23 protein-coding genes and 1 tRNA gene are annotated in these 14115 nt (G+C 61.3%); 22 read left to right on the top strand and 2 right to left on the bottom strand.

All coding sequences use genetic code 11. From position 1 onward, the window contains the following. Positions 1-26: 26 nt before the first annotated feature. The 20 genes from ACNHGR_RS01815 to ACNHGR_RS01910 all read left to right on the top strand — a co-directional run bounded on the left by ACNHGR_RS01815 (position 27) and on the right by ACNHGR_RS01910 (position 10284). Positions 27-461: a hypothetical protein gene (locus tag ACNHGR_RS01815; protein WP_475283896.1), complete on the top strand. Its 435-nt coding sequence runs from the start codon at positions 27-29 to the stop codon at positions 459-461. Between the two features lies 1 nt (position 462). Continuing rightward, a complete protein-coding gene (locus ACNHGR_RS01820; protein ID WP_475283897.1) occupies positions 463-855 on the top strand; it encodes a hypothetical protein in 393 nt (130 codons plus the stop codon). After that, positions 852-1046 carry a hypothetical protein gene (locus ACNHGR_RS01825; RefSeq protein WP_475283898.1) on the top strand — a complete coding sequence of 65 codons (195 nt, stop codon included), beginning with the start codon at positions 852-854 and terminating at the stop codon, positions 1044-1046. The genes ACNHGR_RS01820 and ACNHGR_RS01825 overlap by 4 nt, the downstream gene beginning before the upstream one ends. Before the next feature lie 129 nt (positions 1047-1175). Beyond that, positions 1176-1526, top strand: a complete 351-nt coding sequence (locus tag ACNHGR_RS01830) for a hypothetical protein (RefSeq protein ID WP_475283899.1) — start codon at positions 1176-1178, stop codon at positions 1524-1526. After that, entirely contained in the window at positions 1523-1798 is a 276-nt protein-coding gene (locus ACNHGR_RS01835; protein WP_475283900.1) for a hypothetical protein, read from the top strand. Before ACNHGR_RS01830 ends, ACNHGR_RS01835 begins: the two co-directional genes overlap by 4 nt. 108 nt (positions 1799-1906) lie before the next feature. After that, positions 1907-2122 carry a hypothetical protein gene (locus ACNHGR_RS01840; RefSeq protein ID WP_475283901.1) on the top strand — a complete coding sequence of 72 codons (216 nt, stop codon included), beginning with the start codon at positions 1907-1909 and terminating at the stop codon, positions 2120-2122. Continuing rightward, complete coding sequence (locus ACNHGR_RS01845) at positions 2119-2451, top strand: hypothetical protein (protein WP_475283902.1); 333 nt, start codon at positions 2119-2121, stop codon at positions 2449-2451. Before ACNHGR_RS01840 ends, ACNHGR_RS01845 begins: the two co-directional genes overlap by 4 nt. Further along, positions 2448-3230, top strand: coding sequence for a YqaJ viral recombinase family protein (locus ACNHGR_RS01850; RefSeq protein ID WP_475283903.1), 783 nt, complete (start codon positions 2448-2450; stop codon positions 3228-3230). The genes ACNHGR_RS01845 and ACNHGR_RS01850 overlap by 4 nt, the downstream gene beginning before the upstream one ends. Continuing rightward, positions 3227-4357: a DEAD/DEAH box helicase family protein gene (locus ACNHGR_RS01855; RefSeq protein WP_475283904.1), complete on the top strand. Its 1131-nt coding sequence runs from the start codon at positions 3227-3229 to the stop codon at positions 4355-4357. The genes ACNHGR_RS01850 and ACNHGR_RS01855 overlap by 4 nt, the downstream gene beginning before the upstream one ends. Continuing rightward, a complete protein-coding gene (locus ACNHGR_RS01860; RefSeq protein WP_475283905.1) occupies positions 4354-4623 on the top strand; it encodes a hypothetical protein in 270 nt (89 codons plus the stop codon). The genes ACNHGR_RS01855 and ACNHGR_RS01860 overlap by 4 nt, the downstream gene beginning before the upstream one ends. Before the next feature lie 16 nt (positions 4624-4639). Beyond that, positions 4640-5218: a hypothetical protein gene (locus tag ACNHGR_RS01865; protein ID WP_475283906.1), complete on the top strand. Its 579-nt coding sequence runs from the start codon at positions 4640-4642 to the stop codon at positions 5216-5218. Continuing rightward, a complete protein-coding gene (locus tag ACNHGR_RS01870; RefSeq protein WP_475283907.1) occupies positions 5215-5409 on the top strand; it encodes a hypothetical protein in 195 nt (64 codons plus the stop codon). The genes ACNHGR_RS01865 and ACNHGR_RS01870 overlap by 4 nt, the downstream gene beginning before the upstream one ends. Before the next feature lie 323 nt (positions 5410-5732). Then, on the top strand, positions 5733-5924 hold the full coding sequence (locus tag ACNHGR_RS01875; protein ID WP_475283908.1) for a hypothetical protein: 192 nt from the start codon (positions 5733-5735) through the stop codon (positions 5922-5924). After that, positions 5921-6205 carry a hypothetical protein gene (locus tag ACNHGR_RS01880; protein WP_475283909.1) on the top strand — a complete coding sequence of 95 codons (285 nt, stop codon included), beginning with the start codon at positions 5921-5923 and terminating at the stop codon, positions 6203-6205. Before ACNHGR_RS01875 ends, ACNHGR_RS01880 begins: the two co-directional genes overlap by 4 nt. Further along, on the top strand, positions 6202-7038 hold the full coding sequence (locus tag ACNHGR_RS01885; protein WP_475283910.1) for a hypothetical protein: 837 nt from the start codon (positions 6202-6204) through the stop codon (positions 7036-7038). The genes ACNHGR_RS01880 and ACNHGR_RS01885 overlap by 4 nt, the downstream gene beginning before the upstream one ends. A 150-nt stretch (positions 7039-7188) precedes the next feature. After that, on the top strand, positions 7189-7995 hold the full coding sequence (locus tag ACNHGR_RS01890) for a hypothetical protein (RefSeq protein ID WP_475283911.1): 807 nt from the start codon (positions 7189-7191) through the stop codon (positions 7993-7995). Next, positions 7992-8444, top strand: a complete 453-nt coding sequence (locus tag ACNHGR_RS01895; RefSeq protein ID WP_475283912.1) for a hypothetical protein — start codon at positions 7992-7994, stop codon at positions 8442-8444. Before ACNHGR_RS01890 ends, ACNHGR_RS01895 begins: the two co-directional genes overlap by 4 nt. 163 nt (positions 8445-8607) lie before the next feature. After that, entirely contained in the window at positions 8608-9078 is a 471-nt protein-coding gene (locus ACNHGR_RS01900; RefSeq protein WP_475283913.1) for a hypothetical protein, read from the top strand. Next, positions 9078-9257: a hypothetical protein gene (locus ACNHGR_RS01905; protein WP_475283914.1), complete on the top strand. Its 180-nt coding sequence runs from the start codon at positions 9078-9080 to the stop codon at positions 9255-9257. Before ACNHGR_RS01900 ends, ACNHGR_RS01905 begins: the two co-directional genes overlap by 1 nt. 16 nt (positions 9258-9273) lie before the next feature. Beyond that, positions 9274-10284, top strand: a complete 1011-nt coding sequence (locus tag ACNHGR_RS01910) for a tyrosine-type recombinase/integrase (protein WP_475288296.1) — start codon at positions 9274-9276, stop codon at positions 10282-10284. Between the two features lie 226 nt (positions 10285-10510). Here ACNHGR_RS01910 and ACNHGR_RS01915 read toward each other — a convergent pair. Beyond that, a tRNA-Met gene (locus ACNHGR_RS01915) sits at positions 10511-10587 on the bottom strand. Positions 10588-10684: 97 nt separating this feature from the next. Next, positions 10685-11533, bottom strand: coding sequence for an alpha/beta fold hydrolase (locus tag ACNHGR_RS01920; protein WP_184271184.1), 849 nt, complete (start codon positions 11531-11533; stop codon positions 10685-10687). Positions 11534-11713: 180 nt separating this feature from the next. Here ACNHGR_RS01920 and ACNHGR_RS01925 point away from each other — a divergent pair, with 180 nt between their 5' ends. Both ACNHGR_RS01925 and ACNHGR_RS01930 read left to right on the top strand, forming a co-directional pair. Then, positions 11714-13123, top strand: coding sequence for a circularly permuted type 2 ATP-grasp protein (locus tag ACNHGR_RS01925; protein ID WP_221416990.1), 1410 nt, complete (start codon positions 11714-11716; stop codon positions 13121-13123). Positions 13124-13172: 49 nt separating this feature from the next. Next, complete coding sequence (locus ACNHGR_RS01930) at positions 13173-14105, top strand: alpha-E domain-containing protein (protein WP_184271187.1); 933 nt, start codon at positions 13173-13175, stop codon at positions 14103-14105. The last annotated feature ends 10 nt before the right edge of the window (positions 14106-14115 follow it).

A 14115-nucleotide genomic window follows, 5' to 3' on the forward strand; every position in this document is an offset into this window, starting at 1 on the left:
GATGAACTCAGTTTCAGGAGGATCTTATGTCCACCGATTTGAAGCATGAACGCATCATAAATCAGCCGTGGGAAGATGTGGCGTCCGACGTCGCCGACGCCATCGAAAAGGCGGTTCAGCCGCTGCTCAAGAGGGCTGCTGACGATATTTACGCCGGGCTGCTCGACACGACGCAGGACAATCTCAAGGACAATGTTGCCTTCAACATTGCGAGCCGCATTGATGTGGCTGAGCGCGAGGCGGCTTTAACCCGCCAGCAGTTAGAGGTTGAACGCGAAAGCAATAGTCGCCTCCTGAATGTGATCCACAAGGCAAGGCGCGCAATAGGCGATCATCACGCCCCCGATGATTGCTATGCGACCGGACCTTTGACCGGTGATGCGTTTCTCGACTTGGTCGAGTGCCCGGCCTGTTCGTTCATCGCCGTCTATGACGCCGCAATCGCCAAGGCAGGAGCCTGACATGCTCCGCTTCGACGCCCCAACAAGCGCGGAATACCACGCCGATGCGACCATCCGCGCAACGGCTCTCATCAACACGACGGTCATGCGCATAGACGCCGCCATCGCCATGCTGGAGGCCAATCGCCACCGCTGCGGGCCATTCACCTTCAGCGCGGTTCGTGATGAGCTGGTGCGCAATCGGCGGCTTTACCGTTCGCTGACCGTTCGGGTGCAGACCGATGGCGCACACATCTGCGGATATTTCGGCAAGAATGGCCACCTCTCGCAGGTCGATACGCTGGTCGAGCAGGTTGAGCGCATTTCGCGGGCTGGGGTCTACGTGCCTTATGTGCCGCCGGCTTTGCAGGTCAAGGCGATGCGGGCGCAGGCTCAGTTGCGGGTGGTGCCATGAGCGCCACCAACGACAAAATCCCCGCTCGCCACCTCTACGAGGGCGAAACTGGCGGCTGGAAGGATGGCCGCTTCGGTCAGGCATATGACCTGATCGCTGAGGCGCTGAAAGAGCGCGGCGACTGTCTGTTTGAGTGGCGTCGGCACCCCCTGCTCAGGGCCATCGAAGCGGAGGACCAAAACCATGAGTGACCTTTGGTTCGCATGGCGTCCGGTGCGTCTCGTGTCCGGCAAGTGGGCTTGGCTCCGTCACGTTCACCGCATCCGGCGCGGGACGTTCCGCCTCAATCCTGATGAGCGCACATGGTGGGAGTATTGGGCATGACTTCATACGACAGCGATATCTCTCGCGGCCCCCACCGCCTGACCGTCAAGAGCTGGCACGATCAGTTCAACTGCCATGAATGCAAGGTAGAGGGTTCGACGCAGACGGTGTTCATCGACCTGTTTGTGGACGGAAAAATGCCGGACAGCGTCGGGCCAGACGATCTAGTCGGGGAAACTGTCGAAGTCGCCTACTCGCACGGATTTATCTGGCTTGCGTCAGAGCCTCGCATCGTGACCGACGAGCTGCCCGAGTGCCCCTCGTCGCCGACGAGCCGCCACCAGGTCGATACGTCGATGGAGAGCGGCCCGAACAATTGTTTCTACTGCGAAAGGGCAATGCCATGACGCACTACCTCAGCGGCTTCGTCGCCGACATCGAATGCAAACGCTGCGATGGCAACGGCTGGATTGAAGTCAGCCGCCACGGAATTTTGCGCGGCCTGCATCAGGAGGACTGCCCCGACTGCTGCGGACATGGATGGCGGCCGATGACGCAAGACGAAATAGATGACGCCGCCGAAGCGCAGCACGAAGCCATGTGCGACGGTGAGCCGCCTGTATCGATGACTGAGCAATGGCAACGGGCGGCCGATGAAAAGCGGGCGCTCCGGTCATGACCCAACCCCGCCTCCTCACCATTCCCGAAATGCTGGCCGTCGTGCTGGCGATTATCCTCATCGGCGGGGCGGCGCTGCTGCTTTTGCCGAACCCAGGAGCCTACTGATATGGCAACATCGCCCATCATCGAATTGCAGCCGAATTTGGCCGCCATGCTGGTCGCTCTGCATCGCAATCGCGCGGTCACGGTCGCTGACAATTCGGCGTCGGATCAAGCGCAGCGCAATATCGAGGCACTGGAAAAGGCCATCGTCGATCGCGTCAATGCGCTGATCGCCTGCGATGGCGTCACGCTCGACGATATCGCGGGGGCGGAGCTGTGAGCCGGGCCGCAAAGTCTTACTTCGATGAGAAGTATTCGCCCGCGCTCAAGGTGGTGGATGATTATGATCGTTCGCCGCGGCAGTTCACAATCGAGAATGACACCCTGCGCTTCGATGACTTTGACAGCCAGTACGTGAGTGTCTCGGGCTTTTTTGGCGAGCATTCTCCGTACACATTCGCGGAGGCTCCGGCCCTTCTTGCGATGTTGCGTCGGTGGGCGGCGCTTGAAGCTGGGGCTTGGCATGTTGACCGCCACGCAGCCGAGAAGGCGCGGCTCATGGCCGAAACGCGCGTCCTGATCTCCAAAGCTGAAGGATTGGGAGCATGAACGCCGTCAGTGTCTTCGAAGCCTTTGACCGTGAGCCAGATTCAGCCAAGCGTGATGCGGCCCTTGGTCGGCGCAAAGTTGGCAATGTCACCTATCATGACAATGTCGAGCAGGGCAGTGCCGCGTGGCTCCAAATGCGCTGCGGCCTAATGACTGCCAGTGAAATGAAGTTGGTCATTACCGCCCCGCCTAAGGAGGAGACGCGGATCAAGAAGAACGGTGAGCCGTACAAGCAGCGCGAATGGAATGTGGTCGCTGACGACGACGCTTGCCGGAAGCATATCTACGAGTTGGCCGCTCAGCGCATCACCAATTTCGTGGAGCCGCTTTTCCAGACCTTCGACATGATCCGGGGCCAGAACGATGAGGCGGAAGCCCGCGCCCGCTACGCCGAGCAGTTCGGCCCGGTGCAGGAAGTTGGTTTCATCACCAATGACAAGTGGGGCTTCACGCTGGGCTATTCCCCCGATGGCCTGCCGGTCGGTACGCGCGGCGGCATTGAGTGCAAGTCCCGCAAGCAGAAGTACCAAATTCAGACGGTGGTGGAGCATGCCCAAACCGGCGCAATCCCGTCCGAATTTATCATGCAGCACCAAACCGGGATGCTGGTCGGCGAACTCGACTGGATCGACTTCATCAGCTTCTCCGACAAGCTGCCGATGGCTGTGATCCGCGTCCATCCCGACGACGTGATCCAAGCCGCCATTCTGGAGGCCGCCGCCGCTGCCGAAGAGAAAATCGCCAAGATCATCGAAATTTATCAGGAGCAAACACAATGACCATCAGGTTCATTCCTGTCCACGAAATCACCGACCCGCGCACGATTGCCCTGGGGCTGTCGGGCGGGTCTGGCACCGGCAAGACCTTCACCGCCCTGCGCGTAGCGCGCGGCATCGCCGAAAGCATGACCGGAAAGAAGGGTGCGCCGATCGGCTATGTGGACACTGAGAACAAGCGGGCGCTGCACTACAAGGAAGCGTTCCCGGAAATGCTGCATTTCGACTTCACCGCCATCGATGACGATGGCGAATTGATCGGATTCGGCGTGGACCGCTGGATCGAAGTCATTGACGCGGCAGAGGCGGCCAAGCTGCCGGTCGTCATCCTTGATAGCTTCTCGCACGCATGGGAAGGCGTCGGCGGCGTGTTGGATGAGCAGGCCAAGGCGCTGGACCGTCTTGTCGAGCAGGCGCAGAAGCGGGCAAACGGCCGCTATGAAGTGGACCCGTCGAAGTTCGGCCAGTTGGCATGGGCCGAGGTCAAGCCGAAGTACCGCCGGCTGATAGACCGGATCGTCCGCGCCAAGACGAACATCATCATCTGCACCCGCGCCAAGCCCGTCATGCAGAAAGGTTTCGGCGACAAGGCTGAGAATGCGCGCGCGACCAAGACGCGCCGCAAGGATGTACCTTGGGATCCGGCGAGCGACGGCGACCTGATGTTCGAAATGACCGCGATGATTATCCTTGATCCCGTCGCCCCCGGCTGCCCGGTCCATCAGATCAAGGTGTCCGACCAGTTCAAGAACCTGTTCGACCCGCGCCGCCCCATGGGTGAAGCCACCGGCGCTGCCATGGCCGAATGGGCGAAGGGCGAAGGCGAGGCGCAGCGCCAGAAGGAAATCATGGACATGGCTCGCGACAAGGCGCGCGGCGGTGCAGAGGCTTTCAAGAAGTGGTGGGCAACGGACGAAGGTAAGGCCGCCCGCCAGACTTTGCGGCCGATCATGGACGAAATCCAGCAGATTGCCGCCGATGCCGATCGCGCTGCCAACCAGTCCGACGAAGACCCGTTCGGCGAAGGTCCGGCGGACGAGCAGCGCGGCGAGGCGTTCAACGACGCGGAAGCCGAAGCCATGGCGCAGCGTGCGCGTGAGGAAACCAATGCGATGGCGGCGGCTGCATGACCGCCCTAGACCGCCTCAACGCGATCGCCGCGACCCGCCCGCTGACCGAACTGGAAACGTCCCGGCTCGCCTGCCTCGTCCGCTACTACAACCGGACGCCGGAACAGCGCGCCCGCGACAATGAGGTGAAGCGCATCAACCACGCCAAGCGGCGGGCCGAGATCAATGCCCGCAAGCGCGAACGGTACGCGAAAGATTGGGTCTACGCTGAGAAGCGCCGCTTCGAAAATCGCGTGGATTACCGCCGCCGCACTCGCGCGGCTTAACCCAGGGAGACGAGATATGTCCTTTTTCGGATTGATGACAGTGAAGGCGCATGAGGCGGCGGTGGCGCATGAACGCTATTTCATCGCCTGCCGTGACGAGACGATCGTGGCGCGCAATGCGACGATCGAGCGGTTGCAGCGGGAGAATGCTCGGCTGCTGGCGGAAGTGTCGGGGCCGCAGGAGCAGAAGGACGAGGGCGCGACCTATGTCCTCAAATCGCTGGCGGACGCGCTGCATGTCGAAGACTGGTCTATCCAGAACGGCAGCGAGGAATGGGAAGGCGATGTGTGGGCCACTATGTTCCGCATCTTGGTCGATGCTGACGTGGTCGAGGAAGATCATCACACCGTCGCCACGCATAAGGTGATCGCCGGCCTAAACGCCCAACTGACAGCCGAGATTCGCGCGACTCAGCATTATGCCAAGCAGGTTCTCGACCTCGCTCCCGACGCCGAGAAATACCGCGAGCGCTGCCGCCGCGACCGCGAGCATGCAGCGGCCAAGCGCGCCCGATCCAACGGCAACCTCATCCCCGGCGGCCCGAAGAAGAAGGCTGCGGTCTTGGCTGAGCGGGCGGGGAGTGTGGGCGCATGATGTACGTCAACCGCCCCAATCATCCGTGCCCGTCATGCAAATCTCGCCATCCCCATCTGCACCCAGCAATGGCGATGGAAGGCGAGGTCGAGATTTGCACCGACGACTTCCACCTGATCCGCACGAACCAGAACCGCCAATCATACATCGACGCTGTTCATGCCAAGCGGGCGATCAAGGCCGCCGCCTAACCCCTCCACCGCCTCCAACCGCTCCCCCCAGCGGACACGGGCATAGAGCGCTCCCAGCGATGGCAAAGCTGGGGCGCGGGAGATTGATGATGGCACCGTTCAGCGCAGAACGCCGCGCCCGCACCATGGGCTTGATGATGAACCCGCCGCGTGAGGCGAAGGAAAAGCCACGCGGCCATCGGGAATGGATGGTGCCGTTGGCTGAGAGGAAGCGTCATGGGTGACACGCTCGCCATCATCGCCGTTATCTGGATCGGCTTTCCTCTTCACCGCATTGCCGACCACCTGTCGGAGCTGCGCAAAATGGCGGAAAGCAACCGCAAATGACCCGCCACCACGGCAAAGACCAGTGCGCCATGTCCGTCGCTTGCGAGGGCAAGGACGCCGACCACGGCCTGATGTGCAAGCATCACCGCGCCGAAGACCTTGCCATCCACGCCAACGACAATCGCGCGCCGGTCGTGTTCAGCGACGATGTTGACCCCAGCGCCCGCGAACCGAAGGAATTGCCATGACGATCCAGCACATCAAGGCGCATTTCGAGTGCGACGGCTGCGGTAAGCAGTTTACGGTCGGGATGGACTGCGCCGAACATACGCGGCCCGCTCTGCCGACGCTGACGGAACTTGCCGAAGACACCCTGCGCGGCGGCAATCCGATCACTGGCGAGTGCGGGTCTGTCCAGTGCGACCTTCACCTCTGCCGCGCCTGCACATCCAAAGCCGACGCGATTGGTGACGAGGACCATGTACCGACGCGGGAAGAAATCCTGCGCGCCACGGGAGCGATAGCATGACCGACGACAATGGACTGAGGGCGGCGCTGGCCGGGTTTGTAAATAGCCTGACCAACTTCGGCAGAAATCGCGAAACGCAATTATCTGTCAATCATGACGAACTGCGACTTTGCGTTGTGCAGGCGCAAGCAGCCCTCGCCACCCCCGAAATCGCCACCATCGGCACGCACTACGGCAACGGCGGGACGTTTGATCCCAGTGTGGCGGGGGCTGATGAGCCGGTGGCGTGGATGATCCGCAAATCTACCGGTGACTTAGGCGGTATCGTCACAACGAATGGTAAGCGCCTGACTGATGATGAAAAGCTGAAAGGATGGACCGAAACGCCCCTCTACGCCCATCCACCCGCCACCCAACCGACTGGCATGAAGCTAATTTCGGGCGGGTCCAGCCTGAGCCAAGGGTTTTCCGAAAAGGATATCCCGCCGTTCGTGCGCGACGTGCCCATCGAATATGACGATAGCGACGGTAGCGTTTGCGTTTTCACTGAAAACGGCGACCATGTATCGGTCACCAAGACGGGCAAAATTCATGTGTTCCGTCCGAACGACGGTAAGCCGGTAAGCGGCTCCACGACTTGTGACGAACTGATTGCGCCCGCCACCCAACCGACCCCCGATGTGGCGGCTATGCGGGAGGCGCTGGAGAAGGCTTTGAAACTTGGGAAGGATTACGCGGACGACTATGCTGGGACCATGGATGAAGTTCGCATACTTGCTGAAATAGCAACCATCCGAGCCATCCCTCTCCCCGAAGCGCCAGCCGCAGAGAAGGAGCTGCCGCCCATTTGGGAGCGCATGCAGGGGACTTGGCATCCCGGAGACGACGCATGAGCCTCAATTACTATCAGGCTGGTTGCAGGGCGTACCGCAATGGAATTTCCATGTTGGATCACGGCTATTCGCCCGGATCACATGCTGAGAAGCAATGGGTTCAGGGTTGGAAAAATGAGCAGTGGATACGCTCGCAGGAAGGGACGGGTCATGCCAGACATTACGGAAACTAATCCAGCCGCAACTTGTAACGATCGCTTACAGGTTGGGGATGAAGCGCCTTGCATGTGCGGCGATCCAGACTGTCGGTTGTGGCTGGAGCATGGACAGCCAGCCGCACCTGCCAAGGATAGCTTGACGACTGAGGCCTTCCGGATCGCCAACATGCACATGCTGGCAGTCGGAGCCTCCCTCCAGACGGTTGATGAGCGGTCGCGCTATGTGCAACGCCTTGCCAACGATATCGCCGCCCTCGCATCCGCTGTCACCGGGGCGGGGGAGGACTGCAAAACTTGCGGCGGCAATTCCGCCGATCTGACCGATATCGTAAAATGGCTTGAAGCCATCCGAGACGTTGTCCGCGAGGCTCATTTCGCCGCCGATGATAGTGAAGACCGGTCGAACGAAGACCCGCCGATACATTGTGTTCCTGCGAGCAACTTCGTTGACCTGTGCAATGCACTTGACGCCGCTGAGGCATTCGCCCGCGACGATGAATTGTGGAACGGGCCGGGGCCATTGGTGACACGGATCATTGATATGCTGCCCGCCCTCACCCCAGAGCCTGCCCCGGTGGAGGAAGCGAAGCCGCACCTTTACGCGGTCAGCGAAGATGAGGCGTTGGCAATGCTGGAGCCGACTGACGATGACAGGCGGGTGGCGCAGTCTATTTATCTCTGCCAGCGCGAAACCGGGTCATGGAAGAGCGAGGACGTTGCCCGCCTGATCGCCTCCTACCGCGCCATGCTGACGCTCGCCGCCCTATCCGGCCAAGCTGGCGGGGAGGAAGGGGCATGAACGTCACCATTGATGATATCGACGTCGCAGAAGGCGCGATGAAGAACCTTCGCGTGAAGCTGCAAGCTATCGGCCGCGAGATTTACCAGATGCGCGAGGGCGAAGAGCTTGGTCCGCAATATGGCTTTGATTGCTACATCAGGAGCAATTTCGCGGGCAGCAACTACATGGATCAGGAGGGGCCTGACTGGGGTGTTGGGACGCCTATCCTTAGCTTGCGGTATTACTGGCCGCGCGGTGAGGACACCCTTGCGGTGACGATGCCTTTGGGCTGGATCGAGCAGGACTGGCGCGCCCTAGAGCAGGCACGTCTTGACGAAGAACGGGCCGCCGAGACTGAGCGCAAAAACGCAGCAGATGAGACGGCGGCTAGGCTCCGCGAAGAGCGGGATATCAAGGAATATGCGCGGCTGTCGGCTAAATTCCAGCAGAAGGGCGCGGGCCGATGAGCGGGGCGAACGAAATGCCGTGGACCCAGCGCGACCGCGAGCATCTGGCGAGGGTAAAAGCGCAATGTCCGGCCGTCGCCTATGGATGGTGCCAAGCACCCTATTCTTGCGCGCAGCCATGCACCGGGCGCGGCGGCAACAGCTTTGCGAAGGAACCCACCCAATGACCCCCAAAAGCGAGCAGATCGCCGTGTCTGAGAGGGCGAGGGATATCCTCTCCATTCATGCGCTCAAAAACGGATACCCCCTAGCCGCAGCATCCATCGCGAAGGGCGATGACCCGTACTTCAACAAGGTCATTCTCGACGCTATGATGGAATTCGCTGATGAGAGATGCGGATGGCGACCCATTGAAACCGCGCCACAGGACGGCAGCACGATCGATGTATGGCGCGATAGTAGCCGCGAAACCGTCTACTGGGGATTCCCTCCCCATGAGTGCGGAGAGATGGGCCAGTATTGTGATAGCGACTGGCATAGCCTGACCAAGCGTGGCTGGATTTGCTCGACCTTTGGCGAGTACGTTGGCGGCAAGCACGATCCGTTTACGCATTGGAAGCCGCTGGACACGGGACCGCACACCGCCATCCGCAACCTCTCCACCCACGGCTCTCATGATGGTGGGGCGAGGTGATGGGGGCGCAGGCTTTTCCCCGCAGTCCTGAGATAAAGCGGCTCATCAAGGCGGCAAAGGACGCCGGCATCCAGATCGGGTCGGTGGACATTCGGCCCGATGGCATCACAATCTACCCAGCCGACAAGGCCCAAGGTCAATCCCCCTATGATATCTGGAAGGCGCAAAACCAAAGTTGAGACTGGCTTGCACGTTGTGCGCAAACTGCGCCCCGGCAAGCCAGCGCTTTTCTATGTCTATGCCTACCGTGGCGGCCCCCAGGTCCATACCTGCGAAGGCGAGCGCCCGACCATCACGCCAGCGATATTAGACGCGGCGGCAGAGGCGCGCAGGCACATGATTGCCACTGCCTCCGACAATCTTGACCGGATCATCGCCGCGTATCAGCGCAGCCCTGAATGGAAGGGGTTGGGCGACCGGACAAAGAAAGACTACCGGATCGAGTTGAAGAAACTCTCCGAGAAATTCGGCAAGGTGCCGTTCCCCGTCTGGAACGATCAGCGGATGCGCGTCGATGTGATGGAGTGGCGCGCAACCATGGCGGACAAGCCCCGCACCGCCGACAAGGCCATAGTCATGCTCGCAACCCTGCTTTCGTGGGGTGGGACGGAGGGCATGATAGGCCGGAACGTCGCGGCGGGCATCCCTATGCTTTACAAGGCCGATCGGTCGGCAATCATCTGGAGCGAATCAGACTGGAAGGCGATCGAGCCTCATTGCTCATCTGAACTTTGGCAGGCGCTGCGATTCGGCAGTCTGACCGGATTTCGCCTTGGCGACCTTGTGGATGTTGCTGCCGAGCATGTCGGCCCTAGCGCCATCGTGTTCGTGACGGCCAAGCGAAAGAAGCGCGTCGTGGTTCCGCTGCTGGCAGAGTTGCGGGCGCTACTGAATGAGATTGGTCGTGAATCTGGAACCATCCTCCAGAATAGCCGGGGCAAGCCGTGGACCGAAAGCGGCCTTGGCGGCGTTTTTCAGAAGGCCAAGGCTAAGGCGGTTGGCTTCGACAAGGCGCTGCGCATCCACGACCTTCGCGGAACGTATGCGACATGGCTGGCCCGGAAGGGGCTGACCGATCAGGAAATCGGCCGCATCGTTGGCTGGTCAGAGAAGCAGGTTGCCGAAATCAGGATGCGCTATGTGAACGAGGAGCATGTGGTGGCGTCGTTGGTCGAGCGGCTGAACGCCAAAAATAACGCTTCCTAGAGGTGTTATATAACGCTATGTGTAGCGTTATGAAGTATGAGCATCTGATGACCGATAAGGATCGCGCCGACCTCGCAGAGGCGGAGCGGCTGACGGTCGAGGGGCGAGACCTTCGGAAGCGTGTTTTTGGCCGCCTTCGCGGTCGAGCGCACAGGGCTTCAAAAGGCAATTAGGTGTAAACCGACTGTAAACTGGTCGGTGAAAATGTCGCTAAGTGCTTGAAAAATGGTAGCGGAGGAGGGACTTGAACCCCCGACACGCGGATTATGATTCCGCTGCTCTAACCAGCTGAGCTACTCCGCCCCAAAGGGCCTCGCCGGGCGCTTCGCCCTGCGGTGAGGCGGCGCTATACGCAGGGGATGCGGGGTGGTCAACAGGGCTTTGCAGAAAAGTTGCGCAATCATTTTCGCCGCACCTCCCAACCGGCCGGCAGCGCCATCGGATAGGTCGCCAGCGCGTCGTCATCGACCGCTTCCACCGCCTCGCTGACCAGTGGGCCGAGCTTGGCCATGTCGGGATTATGGCCGGCGCCCGGCGCGATCAGCCAGTCGGTCGGGTGGCCGGCGGCGGCGAACAGGGCGCTGGCCTGGCCCATGTCGACCCGGTCGTCGGCGGTGCCGTGGATCATCACCAGCGGCGCCTTGATCTTGGTCGCGGCGTCCAGATTGTTCCATTTGTCGGGCAGCAGGGCACTCATCCCGCCCGGCGCGGATTCGGACAGCTTGTCGAAGGTGGAGAGGGTGACGACGCCGGCCACCGGCATCGTCGCTGCGACATGCAGCGCCACCGCGCCGCCGAGCGAATGGCCGACCAGGAAGATGCGGGCATTGGAGCCGATCAGGTTGCGCGCCTGTGCGATGAAGCGGCGGCCGTCATCCACCATGCTGGCCTGCGTCGGGCTGCCCGGATTGCCGCCGAAACCGCGATAGGACACGACGATGACATGATCGCCCCGGCCGGTCAGATGTTCGGCATAGCGCGCGGCGACGCCCTGATTGGACCCGCGACCGTGGAAGAAGAGGATGACGTCGCGGTCCATCGGTTCGCCGGGCCAGTAATAGCCGGTCAGGGACAGGCCATCCGCCGTCGCGACCGGGAATGTCTGTGGTCGCACATGGGTCCATTGTGCGATGTCGATTGTCGTGTCGCTGGCCTTGTAGATCTGATCGCGCACCGCACCTGCGCAACCGGTCAGGGTCAGCGACGCGGCGATCAGGCAAGAGGCGAATGTCCGGCGAAAACGGCTCATCCTATACTGTCCCCTCAAAAGGCTGTGCGCAGAAACGAAATGTAACGGCTTTTCCGCCATATATCATGAACTGCCGGGAAACCTTTTTCCGCCTCGCCATTTTTGCCTTGCATTCGCCACAGGGCGGCGCACACATATTGCAATGCACAACCGGCCGCTGGCCGAGGGAGGATCGTCCACTTGCCCTTCCATGAAATGTTTGAGCCGGATGGTTCGATACGCGCCTGTTATGACGAAGTGCAGAAATGGGTGGAGCGAACGGGCATAGCCGGACTCAATCGCCGCATGGATGAGGCGGAGGCGATCTTTCGCCGCATCGGCATCACCTTCGCCGTCTATGGGGAGGGGGGCGACCCGGAACGTCTGATCCCGTTCGACCTTTTGCCGCGCATCTTCACCGCGAACGAATGGCGCATCCTGGACAAGGGCATCCGGCAGCGGGCGCGGGCCTTGAACGCCTTCCTGCACGACGTCTATCATCGCGGGGAAATCGTGAAGGCCGGCATCATGCCCGCCGACATCATCTATCGCAACAGCGCCTATCTGGCCGAAATGGCCGACTTCACTCCGCCGGGGAAGGTTTACAGCCATATCGTCGGCATCGATATCGTGCGGACCGGGCCGGGCAGTTTCGAGGTGCTGGAGGATAATTGCCGCACCCCATCGGGCGTATCCTACATGCTCGAAAATCGCGAGATCATGACGCGCATGTTCCCCGAACTGTTCGCGCAGGGGATCGTTGCGCCGGTAGACGATTATCCCGCCGAATTGCTCAAAAGCCTGAAGGAAGTCGCGCCGCCCGCGTGCAAGGGCGATCCGGTGGTGGTCGTGCTGACGCCCGGCTCGCTCAACAGCGCTTATTATGAACACAGCTTCCTCGCCGACCTGATGGGCGTGGAACTGGTCGAGCCGGCGGACCTGTTCGTCGACAATGACCGGGTGTGGATGAAGACGACGCTGGGGCCGAAGGCGGTGGACGTCATCTATCGCCGCATCGACGATGAATATATCGACCCGCTGGTCTTCCGCCCGGACAGTCTGCTGGGCGTGCCGGGTATCTTCAACGTCTATCGCAATGGCGGCGTGACGCTGGCGTCGGCGCCGGGGTCCGGCATCGCCGACGACAAGGCGGTCTATATCTACGTCCCGGAAATGATCCGCTTCTACCTTGGCGAAAAGCCGATCCTGGACAATATCCAGACTTGGCAGTGCGGCAAGCCCGACGAACTGCAATATGTGCTGGAGAACCTCCACGAACTCGTCGCCAAGGAGGTGCACGGCTCGGGCGGCTACGGCATGCTGATCGGCCCCAAGTCGACCAAGGACGAGGTCGAGGCCTATGCCGCCCGGATCAGGGCCAATCCGCATGAGTTTATTGCCCAGCCGACGCTGGACCTGTCCACCGTGCCGACGCTGGGCCCGGCGGCAGTGGTCGGTCGCCATGCGGACTTTCGTCCCTATTGCCTGGTCGGCAAGCAGATCCGCCTCGTTCCCGGCGGGCTCACCCGCGTCGCGCTGACCGAAGGATCGCTGGTGGTCAACTCCAGCCAGGGCGGCGGGGTCAAGGACACATGGGTGTTGCAGGACTGATGATGGCCATATCCTTCACCCGCCCCACAGAAAATAAGGGCATCACCCCATGCTGAGCCGGACCGCCGAAAATCTCTTCTGGATGGCGCGCTATATGGAGCGGGCGGAGGCGACGTCGCGGCTGCTGACCATGGGGCAGCGGATGGCGATCCTGCCCGGCGCGCATCATCGCGACGAATGGCGCTCCGTCGTGCGCGCCACCGGCTCCGGCCATCAATTCCCCGAAGGACAGCAGGTGACGGAAAGCGATGTCGTCGCCTTCCTGATGCTGGATCTCGACAACCCCTCCTCGATCCGCTCCTGCCTGCTGAAAGCCCGCGCCAACGCCAAGTCGGCCCGCACCATGCTGACGCAGGATATGTGGGAGGCGCTGAACGAAGGCTGGCGCAAGCTCGACAGCTATGATGTCGGCGAAGCGCGCCAGCAGCTCCCCGCGCTGATCGACTGGGTGAAGACCCGCGTGATGACATTTCGCGGCGCCGCCCATTCGGGCCAGCTGCGCAATGAAGGGCACGACTTCCTGCGCACCGGCTCCGCGCTGGAGCGGGCGCAGATGACGCTGCGCCTGCTCGACGTCAAATATTATGTCCTGCTCCCTGAAACCGAGGTGATCGGCGGCAATCGCGACCATTATCAATGGACGTCGGTGCTGCACGCGCTGTCGGGCAGCCGCGCCTATCATCATGTCTATGGCGGCACCTACACGCCCTGGCAGATCACCGATTTCCTGATGCTGAACCGCCTGTTCCCGCGCAGCGTCGCCTATTGCTACGACCAGCTGGCCTATCGGCTCAATCGCCTCGCGGGCTGGCACGATGCGCGCGCCGCCTGCAACGACACGGTGCAGGAGATGGTCGCCGCGCTGGAGAAGCTGGACAGCGGCGAGATCTTCCGTTTCGGCCTGCATGAAACGGTGCAGCACGGCCTGTCCATGACCAACCGGCTGGGCAGCGAGATTGCCCAGGCCTATCATTTCGGCTGATTGGAGGAGG

This window comes from Sphingobium sp. RS1, assembly GCF_056156825.1.